Annotated in this window: 18 protein-coding genes; 4 read left to right on the top strand and 14 right to left on the bottom strand. The window is 66.1% G+C overall.

Translation table 11 applies throughout. The features are described from left to right. Position 1 precedes the first annotated feature (1 nt). The 9 genes from rplB to rpsL all read right to left on the bottom strand — a co-directional run bounded on the left by rplB (position 2) and on the right by rpsL (position 7,755). Positions 2 to 838: a 50S ribosomal protein L2 gene (gene rplB / locus EWH10_RS08410; protein ID WP_007686579.1), complete on the bottom strand. Its 837-nt coding sequence runs from the start codon at positions 836 to 838 to the stop codon at positions 2 to 4. Between the two features lie 2 nt (positions 839 to 840). Next, on the bottom strand, positions 841 to 1,158 hold the full coding sequence (locus tag EWH10_RS08415; RefSeq protein ID WP_007686581.1) for a 50S ribosomal protein L23: 318 nt from the start codon (positions 1,156 to 1,158) through the stop codon (positions 841 to 843). Further along, entirely contained in the window at positions 1,151 to 1,774 is a 624-nt protein-coding gene (gene rplD, locus EWH10_RS08420) for a 50S ribosomal protein L4 (protein ID WP_025547264.1), read from the bottom strand. The genes EWH10_RS08415 and rplD overlap by 8 nt, the downstream gene beginning before the upstream one ends. A gap of 2 nt (positions 1,775 to 1,776) precedes the next feature. Then, the gene (gene rplC / locus EWH10_RS08425; protein ID WP_025547262.1) at positions 1,777 to 2,532 is read right to left on the bottom strand and encodes a 50S ribosomal protein L3; all 756 of its coding nucleotides are present in this window, start codon (positions 2,530 to 2,532) and stop codon (positions 1,777 to 1,779) included. Positions 2,533 to 2,806: 274 nt separating this feature from the next. After that, positions 2,807 to 3,115: a 30S ribosomal protein S10 gene (gene rpsJ, locus EWH10_RS08430; RefSeq protein WP_007686587.1), complete on the bottom strand. Its 309-nt coding sequence runs from the start codon at positions 3,113 to 3,115 to the stop codon at positions 2,807 to 2,809. A 208-nt stretch (positions 3,116 to 3,323) separates the two neighbouring features. After that, the gene (tuf, locus tag EWH10_RS08435; RefSeq protein ID WP_025547259.1) at positions 3,324 to 4,514 is read right to left on the bottom strand and encodes an elongation factor Tu; all 1,191 of its coding nucleotides are present in this window, start codon (positions 4,512 to 4,514) and stop codon (positions 3,324 to 3,326) included. Positions 4,515 to 4,650: 136 nt separating this feature from the next. Next, positions 4,651 to 6,723: an elongation factor G gene (gene fusA / locus EWH10_RS08440; protein WP_044661334.1), complete on the bottom strand. Its 2,073-nt coding sequence runs from the start codon at positions 6,721 to 6,723 to the stop codon at positions 4,651 to 4,653. A 174-nt stretch (positions 6,724 to 6,897) separates the two neighbouring features. After that, complete coding sequence (rpsG, locus tag EWH10_RS08445) at positions 6,898 to 7,368, bottom strand: 30S ribosomal protein S7 (protein ID WP_007686590.1); 471 nt, start codon at positions 7,366 to 7,368, stop codon at positions 6,898 to 6,900. 15 nt (positions 7,369 to 7,383) lie between these two features. Continuing rightward, the gene (gene rpsL / locus EWH10_RS08450; RefSeq protein WP_007686591.1) at positions 7,384 to 7,755 is read right to left on the bottom strand and encodes a 30S ribosomal protein S12; all 372 of its coding nucleotides are present in this window, start codon (positions 7,753 to 7,755) and stop codon (positions 7,384 to 7,386) included. A gap of 526 nt (positions 7,756 to 8,281) precedes the next feature. On the opposite strand from rpsL, the gene EWH10_RS08455 reads away from it, so the two are divergent. Continuing rightward, the gene (locus tag EWH10_RS08455; RefSeq protein ID WP_044661333.1) at positions 8,282 to 9,460 is read left to right on the top strand and encodes a M23 family metallopeptidase; all 1,179 of its coding nucleotides are present in this window, start codon (positions 8,282 to 8,284) and stop codon (positions 9,458 to 9,460) included. 137 nt (positions 9,461 to 9,597) lie between these two features. Here EWH10_RS08455 and rpsI read toward each other — a convergent pair whose 3' ends face one another. The 4 genes from rpsI to EWH10_RS08475 all read right to left on the bottom strand — a co-directional run bounded on the left by rpsI (position 9,598) and on the right by EWH10_RS08475 (position 12,102). Continuing rightward, entirely contained in the window at positions 9,598 to 10,125 is a 528-nt protein-coding gene (gene rpsI / locus EWH10_RS08460) for a 30S ribosomal protein S9 (RefSeq protein ID WP_044661332.1), read from the bottom strand. Then, positions 10,125 to 10,604: a 50S ribosomal protein L13 gene (gene rplM, locus EWH10_RS08465; protein ID WP_007686594.1), complete on the bottom strand. Its 480-nt coding sequence runs from the start codon at positions 10,602 to 10,604 to the stop codon at positions 10,125 to 10,127. Before rplM ends, rpsI begins: the two co-directional genes overlap by 1 nt. A gap of 137 nt (positions 10,605 to 10,741) precedes the next feature. Continuing rightward, entirely contained in the window at positions 10,742 to 11,059 is a 318-nt protein-coding gene (gene cutA, locus EWH10_RS08470; RefSeq protein ID WP_044661331.1) for a divalent-cation tolerance protein CutA, read from the bottom strand. Then, the gene (locus EWH10_RS08475; RefSeq protein WP_065846899.1) at positions 11,056 to 12,102 is read right to left on the bottom strand and encodes a COX15/CtaA family protein; all 1,047 of its coding nucleotides are present in this window, start codon (positions 12,100 to 12,102) and stop codon (positions 11,056 to 11,058) included. The genes cutA and EWH10_RS08475 overlap by 4 nt, the downstream gene beginning before the upstream one ends. A 146-nt stretch (positions 12,103 to 12,248) precedes the next feature. Between EWH10_RS08475 and EWH10_RS08480 the strand changes: the two genes are divergently transcribed. After that, positions 12,249 to 14,285 (top strand): hybrid sensor histidine kinase/response regulator, encoded by a 2,037-nt coding sequence (locus EWH10_RS08480; protein WP_229742745.1) that lies wholly within the window; start codon positions 12,249 to 12,251, stop codon positions 14,283 to 14,285. Between the two features lie 263 nt (positions 14,286 to 14,548). Here the strand turns inward: EWH10_RS08480 and EWH10_RS08490 are convergent, their stop codons facing one another. Continuing rightward, positions 14,549 to 15,451 carry a 2-dehydro-3-deoxygalactonokinase gene (locus EWH10_RS08490; RefSeq protein ID WP_044662993.1) on the bottom strand — a complete coding sequence of 301 codons (903 nt, stop codon included), beginning with the start codon at positions 15,449 to 15,451 and terminating at the stop codon, positions 14,549 to 14,551. Positions 15,452 to 15,573: 122 nt separating this feature from the next. Between EWH10_RS08490 and EWH10_RS08495 the strand changes: the two genes are divergently transcribed. Together EWH10_RS08495 and EWH10_RS08500 are read left to right on the top strand one after the other, a co-directional pair. After that, positions 15,574 to 17,376 carry an IlvD/Edd family dehydratase gene (locus tag EWH10_RS08495; RefSeq protein ID WP_044661329.1) on the top strand — a complete coding sequence of 601 codons (1,803 nt, stop codon included), beginning with the start codon at positions 15,574 to 15,576 and terminating at the stop codon, positions 17,374 to 17,376. Between the two features lie 24 nt (positions 17,377 to 17,400). Then, a complete protein-coding gene (locus tag EWH10_RS08500; protein ID WP_044661328.1) occupies positions 17,401 to 18,978 on the top strand; it encodes an aldehyde dehydrogenase (NADP(+)) in 1,578 nt (525 codons plus the stop codon). The last annotated feature ends 15 nt before the right edge of the window (positions 18,979 to 18,993 follow it).

The raw sequence follows: 18,993 nt of genomic DNA on the forward strand, positions 1-18,993 counted from the left end.
CTTACCTCTTCTTCTTCGCGTGGCGGCTACGGATGATGAACTTGTCCGTCGCCTTGTTGTGGCGGGTGCGCGCACCCTTGGTCGGCTTGCCCCAGGGCGTGACCGGATGACGGCCGCCCGAGGTCCGGCCTTCACCACCGCCATGCGGGTGGTCGACCGGGTTCTTCGCCACACCGCGCGTCAGCGGACGCTTGCCGAGCCAGCGATTGCGACCGGCCTTGGCGAGATTGGTGTTGGCGTTGTCCGGGTTCGACACGGCACCGACGGTGCCCATGCAGTCCGAACGGATGTAGCGCTGCTCGCCCGAGGACAGGCGGACCATCACCATGCCACGATCGCGGCCGACGAGCTGGGCATAGGTGCCCGCCGAACGGCAGAGCTGACCGCCCTTGCCGGGCTTCATCTCGATATTGTGGATGATGGTGCCGACCGGCATCTGGCCGAGTTCCATCGCATTGCCCGGCTTCACGTCGGTCTTCTTGCCCGCGACGACCTTGTCGCCGGGAGCCAGACGCTGCGGCGCCAGGATATAGGCCTGGGTGCCGTCGGGATAGTTGACCAGCGCGATGAAGGCGGTGCGGTTGGGGTCATATTCCAGACGCTCGACCGTGCCCTCGACGTCCCACAGGCGACGCTTGAAGTCGATGATGCGGTAGCGCTGCTTGTGACCGCCGGCGATGCCGCGCGAGGTCACATGACCCTTGTTGTTGCGGCCGCCGGTCTTGCGCTTGCCTTCGGTCAGCGCCTTGACGGGCTTGCCCTTGTGCAGCGCGCTGCGGTCGACGAGGATCAGGCCGCGCTGGGCGGGGCTGGTCGGGTTGTAGCTCTTAAGCGCCATGGTCAGCGCACTCCTTCGGTGATGTCGATCGACTGGCCATCGGCCAGGCGAACGATCGCCTTCTTGACGTCCGAGCGCGTATAGGGCTTGCCCTTCCACTTCTTGGTCTTGCCCTTGGCGACCAGCGTGTTCACGCTCTTGACCGTCACGCCCCAAATGGCTTCGACGGCGGCCTTGATCTCCGGCTTCGACGCATCGTTGGCGACCTTGAAGACCACGGCGTTGTTCTCGGAGAGAAGGGTCGACTTCTCGGTGATGACCGGCGCGACAACGACGTCATAATGACGGTTGTCGACGGTCGCGGCTTCTTTCTTAGCCATTGAAACGCGCCTCCAGCTTTTCGACCGCGGCGCGCGTCAGCACCAGCGAATCCGCCTTAAGGATGTCGTAGACATTGGCGCCGACGGCCGGCAGCAGGTCCACGCCGACGATGTTCGCCGAAGCCTTCGCGAAGCTGACGTTCACCGCGTCGCCGTCGATGAACAGAGCCTTGTTGAGGTTCAGCTTGGCGAGGTGCGCGACCAGAGCCTTGGTCTTGCCTTCCGCCACGTCGAGATTGTCGAGAACGATCAGCGATCCGTCCTTGGCCTTCGACGACAGGGCCATTTTCAGGCCGAGCGCACGAACCTTCTTGTTGAGGTCGTGGCCGAAGGTGCGGGCGCGGGCGCCGTGCGCCTTACCACCGCCGATGAACACGGGCGCCTTGCGGTCGCCGTGACGGGCGGTGCCGCCGCCCTTCTGGCGGCCGAACTTCTTGCCGGTGCGGGCAACGTCCGAACGCTCGCGGGTGGCGCGGGCCGGGGCGCGACGCTTTTCGAGTTGCCAGGTGACGACGCGGTGCAGGATGTCGGTGCGGGGTTCGACGCCGAACACGGCATCGTTCAGTTCCACTTCACCGGCGGCTGCGGCATCGAGGGTCTGTACCTTGACCTTCATGATTAGCCCTCCTGGCCTTCGGTCGCTTCGGGAGCGGCCGCTTCTTCAGCGGGCGTTTCGGCCGGAGCGTTGTTGCTGTTGGCAGCCTGCTTCAGGCTCGCCGGATAGGGAGCGTCGGCTGGACGCTTGACCTTGACGGCGTCGCAGACGGTCAGCCAGGTGCCCTTGGCGCCGGGGACGCTGCCCTTGACGAACAGCAGGCCGCGCTCGACGTCCGTGCGGACGATTTCGAGATTCTGCTGGGTGCGCTCGCGGTCACCCATGTGACCGGCCATCTTCTTGTTCTTGAAGACGCGGCCCGGGTCCTGACGGTTACCGGTCGAACCATGGGCACGGTGGCTGATCGAGACGCCGTGGGTGGCGCGCATACCGCCGAAGCCCCAGCGCTTCATGGCGCCGGCGAAACCCTTACCCTGGGTGTGGCCGGCAACGTCGACCAGCTGGCCGGCGATGAAGTGGTCGGCCGCGATCTCGGCGCCGACATCGAGGAGCGCATCCTCGGCAACGCGGAATTCGACCAGGCGCGCTTTCGGCTCCACTTCCGCCTTGGCGAAGTGACCGCGCTGCGGCTTGGCGACATTCTTGACCTTCGCGACGCCCGCACCGAGCTGAACCGCGACATAGCCGTCGCGATCGGTTTCCTTGCGGGCCACGACCTGATTGCCCTCAAGGGCCAGAACCGTAACCGGAATATGACGTCCGTCCTCCTGGAACAGACGGGTCATCCCGACTTTCTTAGCGATCACGCCTGTGCGCATCACCGATTACTCCCATAGAGGCCCGCCTTAGCAGCGGGCGTATCCAACGAAAAAACCGCTCAGGATTTCTCCCTCGCGGCCCAACCCCAATATAGATCACCCCGTCCGGGTTGGATGCCGACCCCTATTCGGGACCAGCGACGGGGGACCAGGACCACGAGCCCTTTCCGGTTCACCGGAGAGGCCGTGCGGTATCCCTGTGTCTTTTGAGCTTCCGGCCAGCGGAATGCCCGATACCCTGCCCACCTTGCGGGTTGGCAGGGACTTGCCGGCTTCAGGCCAGCTTGATTTCGACGTTCACGCCGGCAGCCAGATCCAGCTTCATCAGCGCGTCGACCGTCTGCGGCGTCGGCTGCACAATGTCAAGCATGCGCTTGTAGGTGCGGACCTCGAACTGCTCGCGCGACTTCTTGTCGATGTGCGGGCCACGGTTGACCGTGAACTTTTCGATGCGCGTCGGAAGGGGAATCGGACCGCGGATAAGGGCGCCGGTGCGGCGGGCGGTGTCGGCGATGTCGCCGGTCGCCTGATCGAGCACGCGATGATCGAACGCCTTGAGGCGAATGCGGATGTTGCTGTCCATTGTTCCTGTACCGATGCGAAAGAGCCAAAACCCGGAGCATTTTCAGAAATCAGCCGGAGCAGCCGATGATTTATGAAAATGCGCCAACCAAAAAATATCCGCCCCGTTCCTTGCCCTTCTAGCTCGACTGGAGCCGGAGAAAGGCGATCCGGGGCGGTAAAAAACTCAGCGGCGCGAATCAGGCGATTCGCGCCGCTGCGGTCCTATATTACTTCGAGATCGTGCCGACAACCCCTGCGCCGACGGTGCGGCCGCCTTCGCGGATGGCGAAGCGGAGACCCGCGTCCATCGCGATCGGGGCGATCAGCTTCACGCCGAGCTTCACGTTATCGCCGGGCATGACCATCTCGGTGCCCTCGGGCAGGATCACTTCGCCGGTCACGTCGGTGGTGCGGAAGTAGAACTGCGGACGATAGTTGGCGAAGAACGGAGTGTGACGGCCGCCTTCTTCCTTCGACAGGACGTAGACTTCCGCGTCGAACTCGGTGTGCGGGGTGATGGTGCCGGGCTTGGCCAGAACCTGACCGCGCTCGACTTCTTCACGGCCCACGCCACGGATCAGCGCGCCGATGTTGTCGCCGGCCTCACCCTGATCGAGCAGCTTGCGGAACATTTCGACGCCGGTCACGGTGGTCTTGCGGGTATCCTTCAGACCGACGATCTCGACTTCCTCGCCAACCTTGACGATGCCGGTCTCGACGCGGCCGGTCACGACGGTGCCGCGACCCGAGATCGAGAACACGTCTTCGATCGGCATCAGGAACGGACGATCGACCGGACGCTCCGGCTGCGGGATGAACGAGTCGACAGCGGCCATCAGCTTCAGAACGGCGTTCTTGCCGATTTCGTCGTTCGAACCGTCCAGAGCCTTGACGGCCGAACCGGGGATGACGGGGATGTTGTCGCCGTCGAAGTCGTAGGACGACAGCAGCTCGCGGATTTCCAGCTCGACCAGTTCCAGGATTTCCGGATCGTCGACGAGGTCGACCTTGTTCATGAACACGACGAGCTGCGGCACGCCGACCTGGCGGGCGAGCAGGATGTGCTCGCGGGTCTGCGGCATCGGGCCGTCGGTGGCCGAAACGACGAGGATCGCGCCGTCCATCTGGGCCGCGCCGGTGATCATGTTCTTGACGTAGTCGGCGTGACCCGGGCAGTCGACGTGCGCGTAGTGACGGGCTTCGGTCTCATATTCGACGTGGGCGGTCGAGATGGTGATGCCGCGCTCGCGCTCTTCGGGCGCCTTGTCGATATTGGCATAGTCGACGAAGGTCGCGCCGCCGGTTTCGGCGAGCACCTTGGTGATCGCCGCGGTCAGCGAGGTCTTGCCATGGTCGACGTGACCGATGGTGCCGATGTTGCAGTGCGGCTTGTTCCGCTCAAACTTAGCCTTAGCCATTTTATCCTACCTTCTAATCAAATCAGCTTTGGTCTGACCGCTCGGCCGCGCCTCGCGAAGGCGCGTCCATAGCAGCAAATTTAGAGAATGCCAGCCCAAAACCGAGCCGCTTGCGCGGCCCGGCCCGGGAAATTCATCAGGCCATCTTCGCCTTGACCTCGTCCGCCACATTCTGCGGCACTTCGTCATAGTGCGAGAAGATCATCGAGTAGTTCGCGCGCCCCTGGGTGAACGAGCGAAGCTGGTTCACATAGCCGAACATGTTGGCCAGCGGGACCATCGCCTCGACCACCTGCGCGTTGCCGCGGCTGTCGGTGCCCTGGATCTGGCCGCGGCGGCTGTTCATGTCGCCGATGACGTCGCCCAGATATTCCTCCGGGGTCACGACCTCGACCTTCATGATCGGTTCAAGCAGCTTGATGCCCGACTTGGCGGCCGCCTCGCGCATGGCGCCGCGGGCGCAGATTTCAAAGGCCAGGGCCGACGAGTCGACGTCGTGATAGGCGCCGTCCGTCAGGTGGACTTCGAAGTCGATGATCGGGAAGCCGATGAGATGACCGGTCTCGGCCGTCTCGCGGAAGCCCTTTTCCACCGACGGGATATATTCGCGCGGGATGTTGCCGCCCTTGATCTCGTCGAAGAACTGGTAGCCCGAACCGCGCTCGCCGGGGATGACGGTGACCTTGACGCGGCCGAACTGGCCCGAGCCGCCCGACTGCTTCTTGTGGGTGTAGTCGATGTCGACCTTCTTCGCGAGATATTCGCGATAGGCGACCTGCGGCGCGCCGACATTGGCCTCGACCTTGAACTCGCGCTTCATGCGGTCGACGAGGATTTCGAGGTGCAGTTCGCCCATGCCCTTGATGATGGTCTGGCCCGATTCGTGGTCGGTCGAGACGCGGAAGGACGGATCCTCGGCGGCCAGGCGGTTGAGCGCGATGCCCATCTTTTCCTGGTCGGCCTTGGTCTTGGGTTCGACCGACAGCTCGATCACCGGCTCGGGGAATTCCATCCGCTCCAGGATGATCGGCTGGCGCTCGGCGCACAGCGTATCGCCGGTGGTGGTTTCCTTGAGGCCCGCCAGGGCGACGATGTCGCCGGCATAGGCGGTGTCGATGTCCTCACGCGAGTTGGCGTGCATGAGGAGCATGCGGCCGATCTTTTCCTTCTTGTCCTTGACCGAGTTCAGATAGCTGCCCTTGGTCAGCGTGCCCGAATAGACGCGCAGGAAGGTGAGCGAACCCACGAACGGGTCGTTCATGATCTTGAACGCCAGACCCGAGAAGGGCGCATCGTCGGCCGTCTTGCGGCTGTCGGGCTCGTCGGTATCGGGGTTGATGCCCTGAACGTCGGGAATGTCGAGCGGCGAGGGCAGATAGTCGACCACCGCGTCGAGCAGCGGCTGCACGCCCTTGTTCTTGAACGCCGAACCGCACAGCACCGGCACGAAGGCATGGCCCAGCGTGCCCTTGCGGATCAGCTTCTTGAGCGTGGCGACGTCGGGCAGATTGCCTTCCAGATAGGCTTCCATCGCATCGTCGTCCTGTTCGACGGCGAGCTCGATCAGCTTCTCGCGATATTCGGCGGCCTTGTCGGCGAGGTCGGCCGGAATCTCCTCATAGGTGAACTCGGCGCCCAGATTCTCATCCTTCCAGATGATGGCGCGGTTCTCGACCAGGTCGACCAGGCCCTTGAAGTCCGATTCCGCGCCGATGGGCAGATAGAGGACGGCCGGGGTGGCGCCCAGACGGTCGATGATCGTCTGCACGCAATAATAGAAGTTGGCGCCGGTGCGGTCGAGCTTGTTGATGAAGCACATCCGCGGAACCTTGTACTTGTCCGCCTGGCGCCACACGGTTTCCGACTGCGGCTCAACGCCCGCGACGCCGTCGAACGCGGCGACCGCGCCATCGAGCACGCGCAGCGAACGCTCGACTTCAATGGTGAAGTCGACGTGGCCGGGGGTGTCGATGATGTTCAGGCGATGATCGTTCCAGAAGCAGGTCGTCGCAGCCGACGTGATGGTGATCCCACGCTCCTGCTCCTGCTCCATCCAGTCCATGGTGGCGGCGCCGTCATGGACTTCGCCGATCTTGTAGGACTTGCCGGTATAGTAAAGGATACGCTCGGTCGTGGTGGTCTTGCCGGCGTCGATATGCGCCATGATACCGAAATTGCGATAGCGTTCGAGCGGATGGCTGCGGGCCATGATGCTTCTCCGTTGCCGGCGCGCCGGCGGTTGGGGATTCGTTAAATCTGCGCGTGGCCCCTAAACCAATCCGTCCGCCATGGGTAGCCACCCGTGGCGAACGGACCGATTTTTCGAAACCATGAGAGGAAGCGGACGATATGGGCGCCCGCTTCGCCTTTTTCCAGCGCCGGATTACCAGCGATAGTGCGAGAAGGCGCGGTTCGCTTCCGCCATGCGGTGCGTGTCTTCGCGCTTCTTGACGGCATTGCCGCGGTTGTTGGCGGCGTCCAGCAGTTCACCCGACAGGCGGGCGGCCATGGTGGTTTCGCTGCGGTTGCGCGACGCGGTGATCAGCCAGCGGATCGCCAGCGCCTGGGCGCGCTCCGGGCGCACTTCGACGGGGACCTGGTAGGTCGCACCGCCGACGCGGCGGCTGCGGACCTCGATGCCGGGCTTCACATTGTTCAGCGCGTCATGGAACATGGCGATCGGGTCCTTCTTGGACTTCGCCTCGACAGTGTCGAGAGCGCCGTACACGATGGACTCGGCGACGGCCTTCTTGCCGTCCTGCATGATGCTGTTCATGAACTTCGACAGCACGACATCACCGAATTTGGGATCGGGCAGGATGACGCGCTTTTCGGGGCGACGACGACGTGACATATTACTGGTCTCCCCTTACTTCGGACGCTTGGCGCCGTACTTCGAACGGCTCTGCTTGCGGTCCTTGACGCCCTGGGTATCCAGAACGCCGCGCAGCACATGATAGCGCACACCGGGAAGGTCGCGCACGCGGCCGCCGCGGATCAGCACGACGCTGTGCTCCTGAAGGTTGTGGCCTTCGCCCGGAATGTAGGTGATGACTTCGCGCTGGTTGACCAGGCGCACCTTCGCCACCTTGCGGAGAGCCGAGTTCGGCTTCTTCGGGGTCGTCGTGTAGACACGGGTGCAAACGCCGCGCTTCTGCGGGTTCGCTTCCATTGCAGGGACCTTCGACTTGGTCTTCTGCAGTTCGCGGCCCTTGCGGACCAGCTGGTTGATCGTTGGCATGAAGCCCTTCACCTCTTTCAGTTACTTTACCGCATGCATTCCCGCGTTCCTTGCGGCCTGGAAAACGAATCGCCTCCAAACAGCAAAGGCTCCGGCGGAAACCCGCCCGGAGCCGCAAGAGCACCGGCAATGTTCAGCTCTGATGCCCTGAGGACCGGGGTTCGGCGCGAACGAATCCGTCCATTCCGGCCTTTGGGCAGGCGCGCCTATAGCCATGTGGCGGCCGCCGGTCAAGAACAGGCCCGACGATCCGCCCCGTCCCGATCCGACGTGGCGGGGACGCCAGGAGATGACGCCTTTCTATCCAGCGCCGCAGAGGCTGGCGAGGCCGGTTTGCGAAGGGCGGAGAGCGCCGGCAAAAATTTCGCGGGGGACCGGAACCCTTTGCCCGGTTCCACGTTTCACCCCGTTCATCTTTCGACTCGTCACGACTCCGCTCCCCCGGATTCGCGCGACTCGATTCCTTTTGTTAGCGCCCCGTTCACTAAAAAAGCACGCGGGGTCGCAATTGTCGCAATGGAGCAAGATGGGGGCAGCCGCCCTCTGGGCCGGCATGACTGCCCGGTGTTCGAAGCTGTGTCCGGAACGGGAGATTTTCCTGCGCTCCGGCGGCCAGGTGAAGTTCATCCGTATCTCGCGCAGGGCGCAGCTCGCCACGGTCGGCCTGCTCTCTTCCGCCTTGATCGGTGGGCTTGCGCTATCCCTGTCCATGGCCGCCAACAACGCGGAGATCGAGCAGGAGCGCGCCGCCCTCGCCGCCCGTGACAAGGCCGTTGCCAACAGCGCCAGCCAGGTCGAGCGCTACCGCAAGTCGGTCGACCAGCTCGCGCAGGAGTTGCAGGAACGCCAGGATTTCATGGACGACCTCTACCGCACGCATTTCGGTCAGGAGGGCGCGGCCCCGGCCGGCGATGTGGTCGGCAAGGCCGACAGCGGAACCAGGAACGGCACGTCCAAGCTCGACACCAAGATCAGCGTCGCGCCCGAAGCGGCGCCGTTGTTCCGGATCGACGCACGGCAGCGCCGTTTTGCCGCCCTGCTGACCGACGCCGTCCGGCATCGTGCCGACAAGGCCGCCGCCGCGATCCGCAGCTTCGGCCTCAATCCCGACAGCCTCGCCCGCACGGCGGCCCGCGCACAGGGCGGCCCTTTCGTGCCATGGGAAGGGCAGGACGTCCTGCCGGACGAGTTCGAAAAGCTCGCCCAGGCGCTGTCCCGCATGGAATTTCTGGAAGGGAGCCTGCTCGCCATCCCCTCCGGCAAGCCCACGGCGACGCCGATGCTGAGCAGCAGCTATGGCTATCGGAGCGATCCGTTCAACGGCCATGCGGCCTTTCACGCGGGTCTGGATTTTCCCGGCAGCATGGGCCAGCCGATCCTGGCGGCCGCATCGGGCAAGGTCAGCTTCGTGGGCCAGCGCAACGGCTATGGCAATGTGGTCGAGGTCACCCATGGCAATGGCATCCTGACCCGATATGCCCATCTTTCGGGCTTCAGCGCGCGGGTCGGCCAGCAGGTGGCGCGCGGCGACGCCATTGCGCGGATGGGATCGACAGGCCGCTCCACGGGGCCGCATCTTCATTTCGAGGTGCGGGTGAACGGCAATGCCATCAATCCCCGCCGCTTCCTGGAGGCGCGCAAGGATGTCCTCCAGATCCAGCAGATCGCCACGGCGCGCCTGGCGGATGTCGGCGGCCGCGGTTAGCGCTTTTGCTTTCGGCTGATCCGGATTTCCAGCTCCGCCTGATCCGCGCGCCCTGCCTGCCGGGGGTTCATCTGCCCCAAAAGGAAAAGGGGCCGGAAACCCGACCCCTTCCCTTGCATTCGTAACGGTCGAACCGATCAGCGCTTCGAGAACTGGAAGCTGCGGCGGGCCTTGGCCTTGCCGTACTTCTTGCGCTCGACGGCGCGGCTGTCGCGGGTCAGGAAGCCTTCGGCCTTGACCGCGCTGCGCAGCGCCGGCTCGTACTTGGCGAGCGCCTGGGCGATGCCGTGCTTGACTGCGCCGGCCTGGCCGGACAGGCCGCCGCCCTTGACGGTGGCGATCACGTCATACTGGCCTTCGCGCTCGGTGACGCCGAAGGGCTGGTTGATCACCAGACGCAGGGTCGGGCGGGCGAAGTAGATTTCCTGATCGCGGCCGTTGACCGTGATCTTGCCGGTGCCGGGCTTCACCCAGACGCGGGCGACGGCATCCTTGCGGCGGCCGGTCGCATAGGCGCGGCCGAGGCTGTCGATTTCCTGGGCGCGCAGCGGAGCCGAGGGCTGGACCGGAGCGATCGGCGCGTCGGCGGCGACGGTTTCGGCAGCGGCCGGAGCGTTGGCGGTCAGCGACGCGAGGTCGGACAGAGACTGGCGGTTATCGGACATTATGCACCCACCTTGTTCTTGCGGTTGCGCGACGCGAAGTCGAGCACTTCGGGGTTCTGCGCGGCGTGCGGATGTTCGGCGCCGGCGAAGATGCGCAGGTTGCGCATCTGCTGACGGCCCAGCGGACCGCGGGGGATCATGCGCTCGACGGCCTTTTCCAGGACGCGTTCGGGGAAACGGCCTTCCAGAACCTTCTGGGGGGTGGTTTCCTTGATGCCGCCGGCATAGCCGGTGTGCTTGTAATAGACCTTGTCGGTCAGCTTGCGGCCGGTGAACTTCACCTTTTCCGCGTTGATGATGATGACATTGTCACCGCAATCGACATGGGGGGTGAAGCTCGGCTTGTGCTTGCCGCGCAGGATGTTCGCGACGGTCGAGGCGAGGCGGCCGACGACGAGGCCTTCCGCGTCGATCAGGACCCACTTCTTTTCGACCGTGGCCGGGGTCGCCGGCTTGGTGGTCTTCATCAGCGCCTTCATGGTGCCAATACTCCAAGAATGAAACAGTGAATTGAAGGCTGTTTCCAGCTTTCGGAAGATGCGGGCTAATGACGGGTGGAAGGGCGCAAGTCAAGAGATTCGGCGGCTTTGCTGACGGGTAAAATAATACCTGTCGATCAGCCCGTCCGATCGTCCACCCACCGGGCGAAGGCGGCGTGGGCGGCGTCTACGGGCAGAGCGAGGATCGCCGGAACCCGATAATCGTGCAGTTCCGCGATGCGCGCCATCAGCGCGTCACGGCGGGCGGGCGCGGTCTTGAAGAGGACGGGCACCTCCGCCGCGGTATCGACCGCGCCGTTCCATTCGTAGATGGAGGTCGCCTCCCCCAGCAGGTTCGCGCAGGCGGCCAGCCTTTCCTCCACCAGCTGGCGGGCGATGCGGGTCGCGGCCTCGCGCGAGCCGAACAGCGTGTAGACGAGCGCGACGGCGCTCATCCCCGGCGTTCCCCCAGCGCATGGGCGCCCCAGGTCGCGGACGCCACCACCAGCGCGCCGACCGCCTGGTGCAGCACCGCCAGCGGCAGGGCGATGCCGCTAATGACCGTGGCGATGCCGAGCGCGACCTGCGTGCCCACCGCCGCGTTGATCGCGATGGAGGGGCCGCGCTGCCCCGCCTGCTTCGCCATGCGCGCCAGCATGACCAGCAGGATCGCGGCGACCCAGGCCCACCAGCGATGGATGAAATGGACGAGATAGGGATCGCTGGAAAGGGTGGCCCAGAGCGAACCCAGCCATTCGATCCCCTCCGGCACCAGATGGTCGTTCATCAGCGGCCAGGTGCTGGAGACATAGCCCGCGTCCAGACCGGCGGTGAAGGCGCCGAACATGAGCTGCACCAGCAGCGCCAGCAGCGCGACCACCGCGAAGGGATGGAGCATGGCGGGCCTGGCGAAGGGGGTCTTCGCACGGGTCAGCAGGTCGAGCGCGGTCCAGATCAGCCCGCCCATGATGAACAGCGCCGTCAGCAGATGCACCGCCAGCCGGTAATGGCTGACGTCGGTGCGCACCGACAGGCCCGATTCCACCATCCACCAGCCGATCGCGCCCTGCAGCCCGCCAAGCGCCAGCAGCGCGACGAGACGGAAGCCATAGCCCTGCGGGATCGCCCGTTTCCACGCGAACCAGAGCAGCGGCAGCGCGAAGGCGACGCCGATCAGCCGCCCGAGCAGCCGGTGCACCCATTCCCAGAAGAAGATGAACTGGAAATCGCCCAGCGTCATGCCCTGCCGCAACTGCCGATATTCGGGAATCTGCTGATAGGCGCGAAACGCCTCCATCCACTGGTCGTGGGTCAGCGGCGGGATGGCGCCGCTGATCGGTTTCCATTGCGTGATCGACAGGCCGGATTCGGTCAGGCGGGTGATGCCGCCGACCACGACCATGCAGAAGACGAGGGCGGCGACCGTCAGCAGCCAGCGCGCGATCGGCGCGGGGCGTGGGACGGCGGTGGCGGGGCGGCTCAGGGTCGTCGCGGTCATGGCGCCGATCCATGCGCGCTTGTTTCGCCTGTTGCAAGGATAACCCTGACCGGTGGACAAAAGGTCGTAACGCCTTCTGCCTGAACGGATACAAAGCGCCGGACAGGCGTATCTCGCCCTATGAACAGGCTGACCGAGGATAATCGATGAGCGGCGCGCCGGGCATAGCGGAGATGATCGCCGCGCAGGGGCCGCTGGGCGCCCTGACCGCGCGCATCGACGCCGGATCGCCGCTGGGGCCGGTGCACGGCTGGTCCCCGGCGCTGGTGTCGACCGTCCGGCTGATGCTGTCGTCGCAGGCGGAGATCGTGCTGTTCTGGGGCCCCGATCTCTGCGCGCTCTACAACGAAGCCTATGCGCCCACCATCGGGGACAAGCATCCCCGCGTGCTGGGCCGCCCGGCGCGGGAGGGGTGGACGGAACTGTGGGACGATCTGGAGCCGCTGCTGCGTTCCGTCGTCGACCAGGGGCAGTCCGTGCATGCCAAGGACCGCCCCTTCTATATCGAGCGGGACGGCGGACAGGGCGAACAGGTGTTCTTCGACATCAACTATTCCCCGGTGTTCGAGACGGACGGCTCCGTCGGCGGCGCGCTGTGCATCGTCAGCGAGACGACCAAGAGGGTGGTCGCGGAAAAGGAGATGCGCGCCGATCGCGCCCGCCTCTGGGCATTGGCGCGCGACCCGTTCCTGGTCGCCGACCGGGACGGCACTTGGCTGGCCGCCAGCCCCGCCTGGACCGAAATATTGGGATGGAGCGAGGCGGACCTGATCGGGCGCACGTCCGAATGGATGGAGCATCCCGACGATCTGGAGAAGACGAAGGGGGAGATCGCCGGGCTGGCGCGGGGCATGCCGACGGTGCGATTCGAAAACCGGTTCCGGGCGAAGGACGGCAGCTACCGCAATTTCAGCTGGACGGCGGTGCCGGAAAACGACCTTATCTATTGCGTCGCCCGCGACGTGACCGAGCAGCGCGCCCATGCCCGGGCGCTGGCGGAGGCGGAAGAGGCGCTGCGGCAGGCGCAGAAGATGGAGACGCTGGGCCAGTTGACCGGCGGCGTCGCGCATGACTTCAACAATCTGCTGCAGATCGTCACCGGCAATCTGGAACTGCTGCAACGCGGCCTTCACGAGGATCAGGCGCGGCTGCGGCGCGCCGCCGACAATGCCATGGCGGGCGCGGAGCGCGCCGCGCTGCTGACGCAGCGGCTGCTCGCCTTTTCCCGCCGCCAGCCGCTGGCGCCCGAGCGGATCGACCCCAACCGGCTGGTCAGCGGCATGTCCGACCTGCTCAACCGCACATTGGGCGAGACGATAGAGGTGGAGACGATCCAGAGCGCGCGCATCTGGCCGATCGAGATCGACGTCAACCAGATGGAGAATGCGCTGCTGAACCTGGCGGTGAATGCGCGCGACGCCATGCCGGACGGCGGCAAGCTGACCATAGAGGTGGCCAATACCCATATCGACGAGGATTATGCCGCGCAGGAGGTGGAGGTAAAGCCCGGCCAATATGTGCTGATCAGCGTGTCCGATACGGGCGAGGGCATGGACGAGGAGGTGCTGAGCCACGCCATCGAACCCTTCTTCACCACCAAGGAGGTCGGGCGGGGCACCGGCCTTGGCCTGTCGATGGTCTATGGCTTCATCAAGCAGTCCGGCGGCCATATCCGCGTCTATTCCGAAAGCGGCCATGGCACGACGGTCAAGATCTACCTTCCCCGCTTCTACGGTCCGCTGCCGGACAACGACACCGGGTCGGTGGACCGCGCCGCGCCGATATGCGGCGGCGACGAGACGGTGCTGGTGTGCGAGGATGACGAGAAGGTGCGCGCCTATACCGTCGATGTGCTGAAGGAACTGGGCTATCGGGTGATCGAGGCGAATGACGGCGCGGCGGCCTTGCAGGCGCTGGACAGCGCTTCGCAGTCCATCGACCTGCTGTTCACCGACGTCATCCTGCCCGGCGGCATGACCGGGGCCGACATCGCGCAACAGGCGCGCGCGGAGCGGCCGGGGCTGAGGGTGCTGTTCGCCACCGGCTATGCGCGCAACGCCATCATCCATCACGGGCGGCTCGATCCGGGCGTGGAACTGCTGACCAAGCCGTTCACCTATGCCGAACTGGCCGCCAAGGTGCGCGACATGCTGGACCGGAACGGAGCGCGGCAGGTGGGCTGAATCCCGAGTTGAAGGGAAGTTCGAGAATGCGGGTGCCCGCCCCTATCAGGGCGGCGCCGACTGCAAGCGCTTCCTCCGGCCCGATGCCGTGCAGGATCGCGCAAATGGGCGGCGCGCCTTCGGCGAGCAGGTCGTCCAGGGTCATGAGGGGTCTCCGTGAGATGGGGCATTGGAGGGATGGGGCGTTGGCGGATGGGGCGGCGGGAACAGCCTCTCTCCTCCCCGGTCCTCATCAGGACAGCCCCCATCAGGACAGGCCCCCATCAGGACAGACCAGCGAGCGAGCAGGCGTCGCCGTCCAGCGTCTCGCTCGGCACGCCGCGCCTGCCCAGCGCCTGGGCGTAGCGCACCGAGAGCCGGGCGTCCCCGATCAGCCATATGTCGTCCGCCTGTCCGGACGTGGCGAGTCCGGACGTGGCGAGGATTTCCGCGACCTCCGACCCGATCAGCAGGCCCGACAGATAGCCTGCCGGCCAGTCCGCCGAACGTCCGGCGCGCAGCCGCATGCTGCGCGCGGCGAACAGGGAGGAGAGCAGACGCCCCTCCTCCTCCGCCCGGCGCAGGCCGTCCGCGAAGCCCTGCGCCTCCTGCGCCGGATCGGGCCGGTCGGCCGGCGCGCCCAGGGTGGAACGATCCCGCAGCAGGGCGAAAAGCTCCCCCGTCGGCATGGTGCGGAAGGAGGTGACGCGGCCATCCTGCACCACCGCCCATTTATTGTGGGTGCCGGGCAGGACGATGAGCCGGCGGCCCTGCCCCAGCGCCGGATCGCGCGCGATGGCGCCGAATATCTGCGTTTCCTCTCCGCGCATGAGGTCGGGCGCGCCGGTCGTCCCGGTGCAGGCGAGGCCCGCCATGATCGCGACGGGCACGCCGCGCCAGTCGAACCGCGCCGCCGCCGCACGCCAGGTCGCGGCGTCGGCGGGGCAATCCGCATAGGGCGCCTCCACCCAGCCGTCGCGGGCGCCGGCCATGCCGCAAAGGCGTATTTCCGTCGGCGCGGCTTCCTCCAGCCAGGGGGCGATGGTGGCGGCGAAGGCCGCTTCCGCCTGCCCGGCCGCCGCAGCGATGCCGGGGCCGTCATGGCGGGCGGTGACGCGGCCCTGCTCGATACGGAACAGCCGCAGGCGGCTGGTGCCCCAGTCCCCGACGACCTCGTAGCGGCTCAGCAAATTCGTCACTTGGCCCGAACCATCCTTGAATTTCTATTTGTATGAGTATATCGGAGAGGCAAGCGCGTCAACGTGCCCGAGAATCCATTGACCATTTTCTTCGACAGGGTGCCTTCTCAATGAGCGATTCGTCCAAGCCCGCCAACAAGCTGCGCAGCCGCGCCTGGTTCGACAACCCAGACAATATAGACATGACCGCGCTCTATCTGGAGCGTTATCTGAATTTCGGCCTGAGCCTGGACGAACTGCGCAGCGGCAAGCCGATCATCGGCATCGCCCAGACCGGCAGCGACCTGTCGCCCTGCAACCGCCATCATATGGTGCTGGCCGAGCGCGTGCGCGAGGGCATTCGGGAGATGGGCGGCATCGCGCTGGAGTTTCCGGTCCACCCGATCCAGGAAACCGGCAAGCGGCCGACGGCGGGGCTGGACCGCAACCTGGCCTATCTGGGGCTGGTCGAGGCGATCTACGGCTATCCGCTGGACGGGGTGGTGCTGACCACGGGCTGCGACAAGACGACGCCCGCGCTGCTGATGGCGGCGGCGACGGTCAACATCCCCGCCATCGCCCTGTCGGTCGGGCCGATGCTGAACGGCTGGTTCAAGGGCGAGCGGACGGGTTCGGGCACCATCGTCTGGCATGCGCGGCAATTGCTGGCCGCGGGCAAGATCGACGATGAGGGCTTCATCAAGCTGGTGGCGTCCTCCGCGCCGTCGACCGGCTATTGCAACACCATGGGCACGGCGACGACGATGAACTCGCTGGCCGAGGCGCTGGGCATGATGCTGCCGGGATCGGCGGCGATCCCCGCGCCCTATCGCGACCGGCAGGAGGTCGCCTACCTCACCGGCAAGCGCATCGTCGAGATGGTGGCGGAGGACCTGAAGCCGTCCGACATCCTGACGCTGGACGCGTTCCACAACGCCATCGTCGTCAATTCGGCCATTGGCGGGTCGACCAACGCGCCGATCCACCTGGCGGCGATCGCGCGCCATGTGGGGGTGGAGCTGCCGCTCAAGGACTGGGAGACGGTGGGGCACAAGGTGCCGCTGCTGGTGAACCTCCAGCCCGCGGGCGAATATCTGGGCGAGGATTATTATCGCGCCGGCGGCGTGCCGGCGGTGGTGGGCCAGCTGATCGGGCAGGGGCTGATCCGCGAGGGCGCGATGACCGTCAACGGCAAGACAATGGGCGAGAATTGCCGGGGCGCGGAGATCGAGGACGAGAAGGTCATCCGTCCCTTCGCCCAGCCGCTGAAGGAGGAGGCCGGGTTCCTCGTGCTGTCGGGCAATCTGTTCGACGCGGCGGTGATGAAGACCAGCGTGATTTCGGACGAGTTCCGCCAGCGCTATCTGTCCAACCCCGAAGATCCCAACGCCTTTGAAGGGCCGGCGGTCGTGTTCGACGGGCCGGAGGATTATCATGCGCGGATCGACGATCCGACCGTCGGCATCACGCCCGATACGCTGCTGTTCATGCGCGGCGCCGGCCCGGTCGGCTATCCGGGCGCGGCAGAGGTGGTGAACATGCGGCCGCCCGCCTACCTCATCACCGAGGGCGTGTCCGCCCTGCCCTGCATCGGGGACGGGCGGCAGTCGGGGACTTCGGGCAGTCCCTCCATCCTCAATGCCTCGCCCGAAGCGGCGGCCATGGGCGGCCTGGCGCTGCTGCGGACCGGCGACCGGGTGCGGATGGACCTGAACAGGGGCACGGTGAACGTCCTCATTCCCGACGAGGAACTGGCCGGCCGCCGGGCGGCGCTGGAGGCGGAGGGCGGCTATCCCTATCCCGCCTCGCAGACGCCGTGGCAGGAAATCCAGCGCTCCGTCGTCGGCCAGCTGAACAGCGGCGCGATCCTGGAGGGCGCGGAGAAATATCAGCGCATTGCCCAGACCATGGGCCTGCCGCGCGACAATCATTAATCCCCCATTTCGGAGTTTATCCCCATGTTCAACGGAGCCATTCTTGTCGGCGCGAGCGAGCGCCAGGGCGGCGAGCCCTTCTTCGCCATCGACCCGTCGACCGGCGCGAAGGGCGGGATCGCCTTTCACAACGCCTCGGCCGCCGATGTCGCGGACGCCTGCGCGCTGGCGGATGCCGCGTTCGAGAGCTTCTCCACGCTGACGCCCGACGCCCGCGCCGCCTTTCTGGAGGCGGTGGCCGACGGGATCATGGCCATTGGCGACCTGCTGATCACCACCGCCATGAGCGAGACCGGCCTGCCGCGCGGGCGGCTGGAAGGCGAGCGGGGCCGCACCGTCGGCCAGCTTCGCCTGTTCGCAGGCTATGTCCGCCAGGGCGACTGGCTGGACGCCACCATCGACAAGGCCTTGCCGGAGCGGCAGCCGCTGCCGCGCAGCGACCTGCGCCGCGTCAACCAGCCGGTCGGACCGGTCGCGGTGTTCGGCGCGTCCAACTTCCCGCTCGCCTTCTCGGTCGCGGGCGGCGACACCGCATCGGCCTTCGCGGCGGGTTGCCCGGTGGTGGTGAAGGGCCATCCGGCCCATCCCGGCACCGGCGAACTGGTCGCCCGCGCCATCGCCGCGGCGGTCGAGGCCAGCGGCCTGCATGAAGGCGTGTTTTCCTACCTGCCCGGCACGACCAACGACCTGGGCGGCGCGCTGGTGGCCGATCCGCGCATCAAGGCGGTGGGCTTCACCGGGTCGCGCGGCGGCGGCCTTGCCCTCATGAAGATCGCGGCCGGGCGCGACGAGCCGATCCCGATCTATGCCGAAATGTCGAGCATCAACCCGGTCGTGCTGCTGCCCGGCGCGCTGGCCGCCCGGGCCGAAGCGCTGGGCGCCGCCTTCGTCGGATCGCTGACGCTGTTTTCGGGCCAGTTCTGCACCAATCCCGGGCTGGTGATCGCGCTCGACAGCCCCGATCTGGACCGTTTCGTCGCTGCGGCGGCCCAGGCGCTGTCGGCCAATGCGGCGCAGGTCATGCTGACGCCCGGCATCCATGCCGCCTATGAAAAGGGCGTCGCGGCGCTGGCCGGGGCGGAGGGCGTCACCACCATCGCGCGCGGCGCGGCGGCGGACGGCGTCAATCGCGGCCAGCACGCGCTGTTCGCCGCCAGCGGCGAGCAGTTCCGCGCCAATCCGGCGCTGGCGCATGAAGTGTTCGGTTCCTCCTCCATCCTCGTCAAATGCGCGACGATCGAGGAGGTCATCGACACCATCGCCCGGATGGAGGGCCAGTTGACCGCGACGCTCCAGATGGACGACAGCGACCAGGCCGATGCCGCGAAGCTGCTGCCCACCCTGTCCCGCAAGGTCGGACGCGTGCTGGCGAATGGCTGGCCGACCGGGGTGGAAGTCACCCATGCCATGGTGCATGGCGGCCCCTTCCCCTCGACCTCTGACGGCCGTTCGACGTCCGTGGGCACGCTGGCGATCATGCGCTTCCTGCGCCCGGTCTGCTATCAGGACGTGGCCGACGCGGTGCTGCCGCCCGCCTTGCAGGCCGCCAATCCGTGGAAGCTCAACCGCCGTATCGAGGGCAGGCTGGAGATCGCCCGGTGATGCCGTCCGTGGATG

It is taken from the genome of Sphingobium fuliginis (assembly GCF_004152845.1).
Lineage (GTDB): Bacteria > Pseudomonadota > Alphaproteobacteria > Sphingomonadales > Sphingomonadaceae > Sphingobium > Sphingobium fuliginis.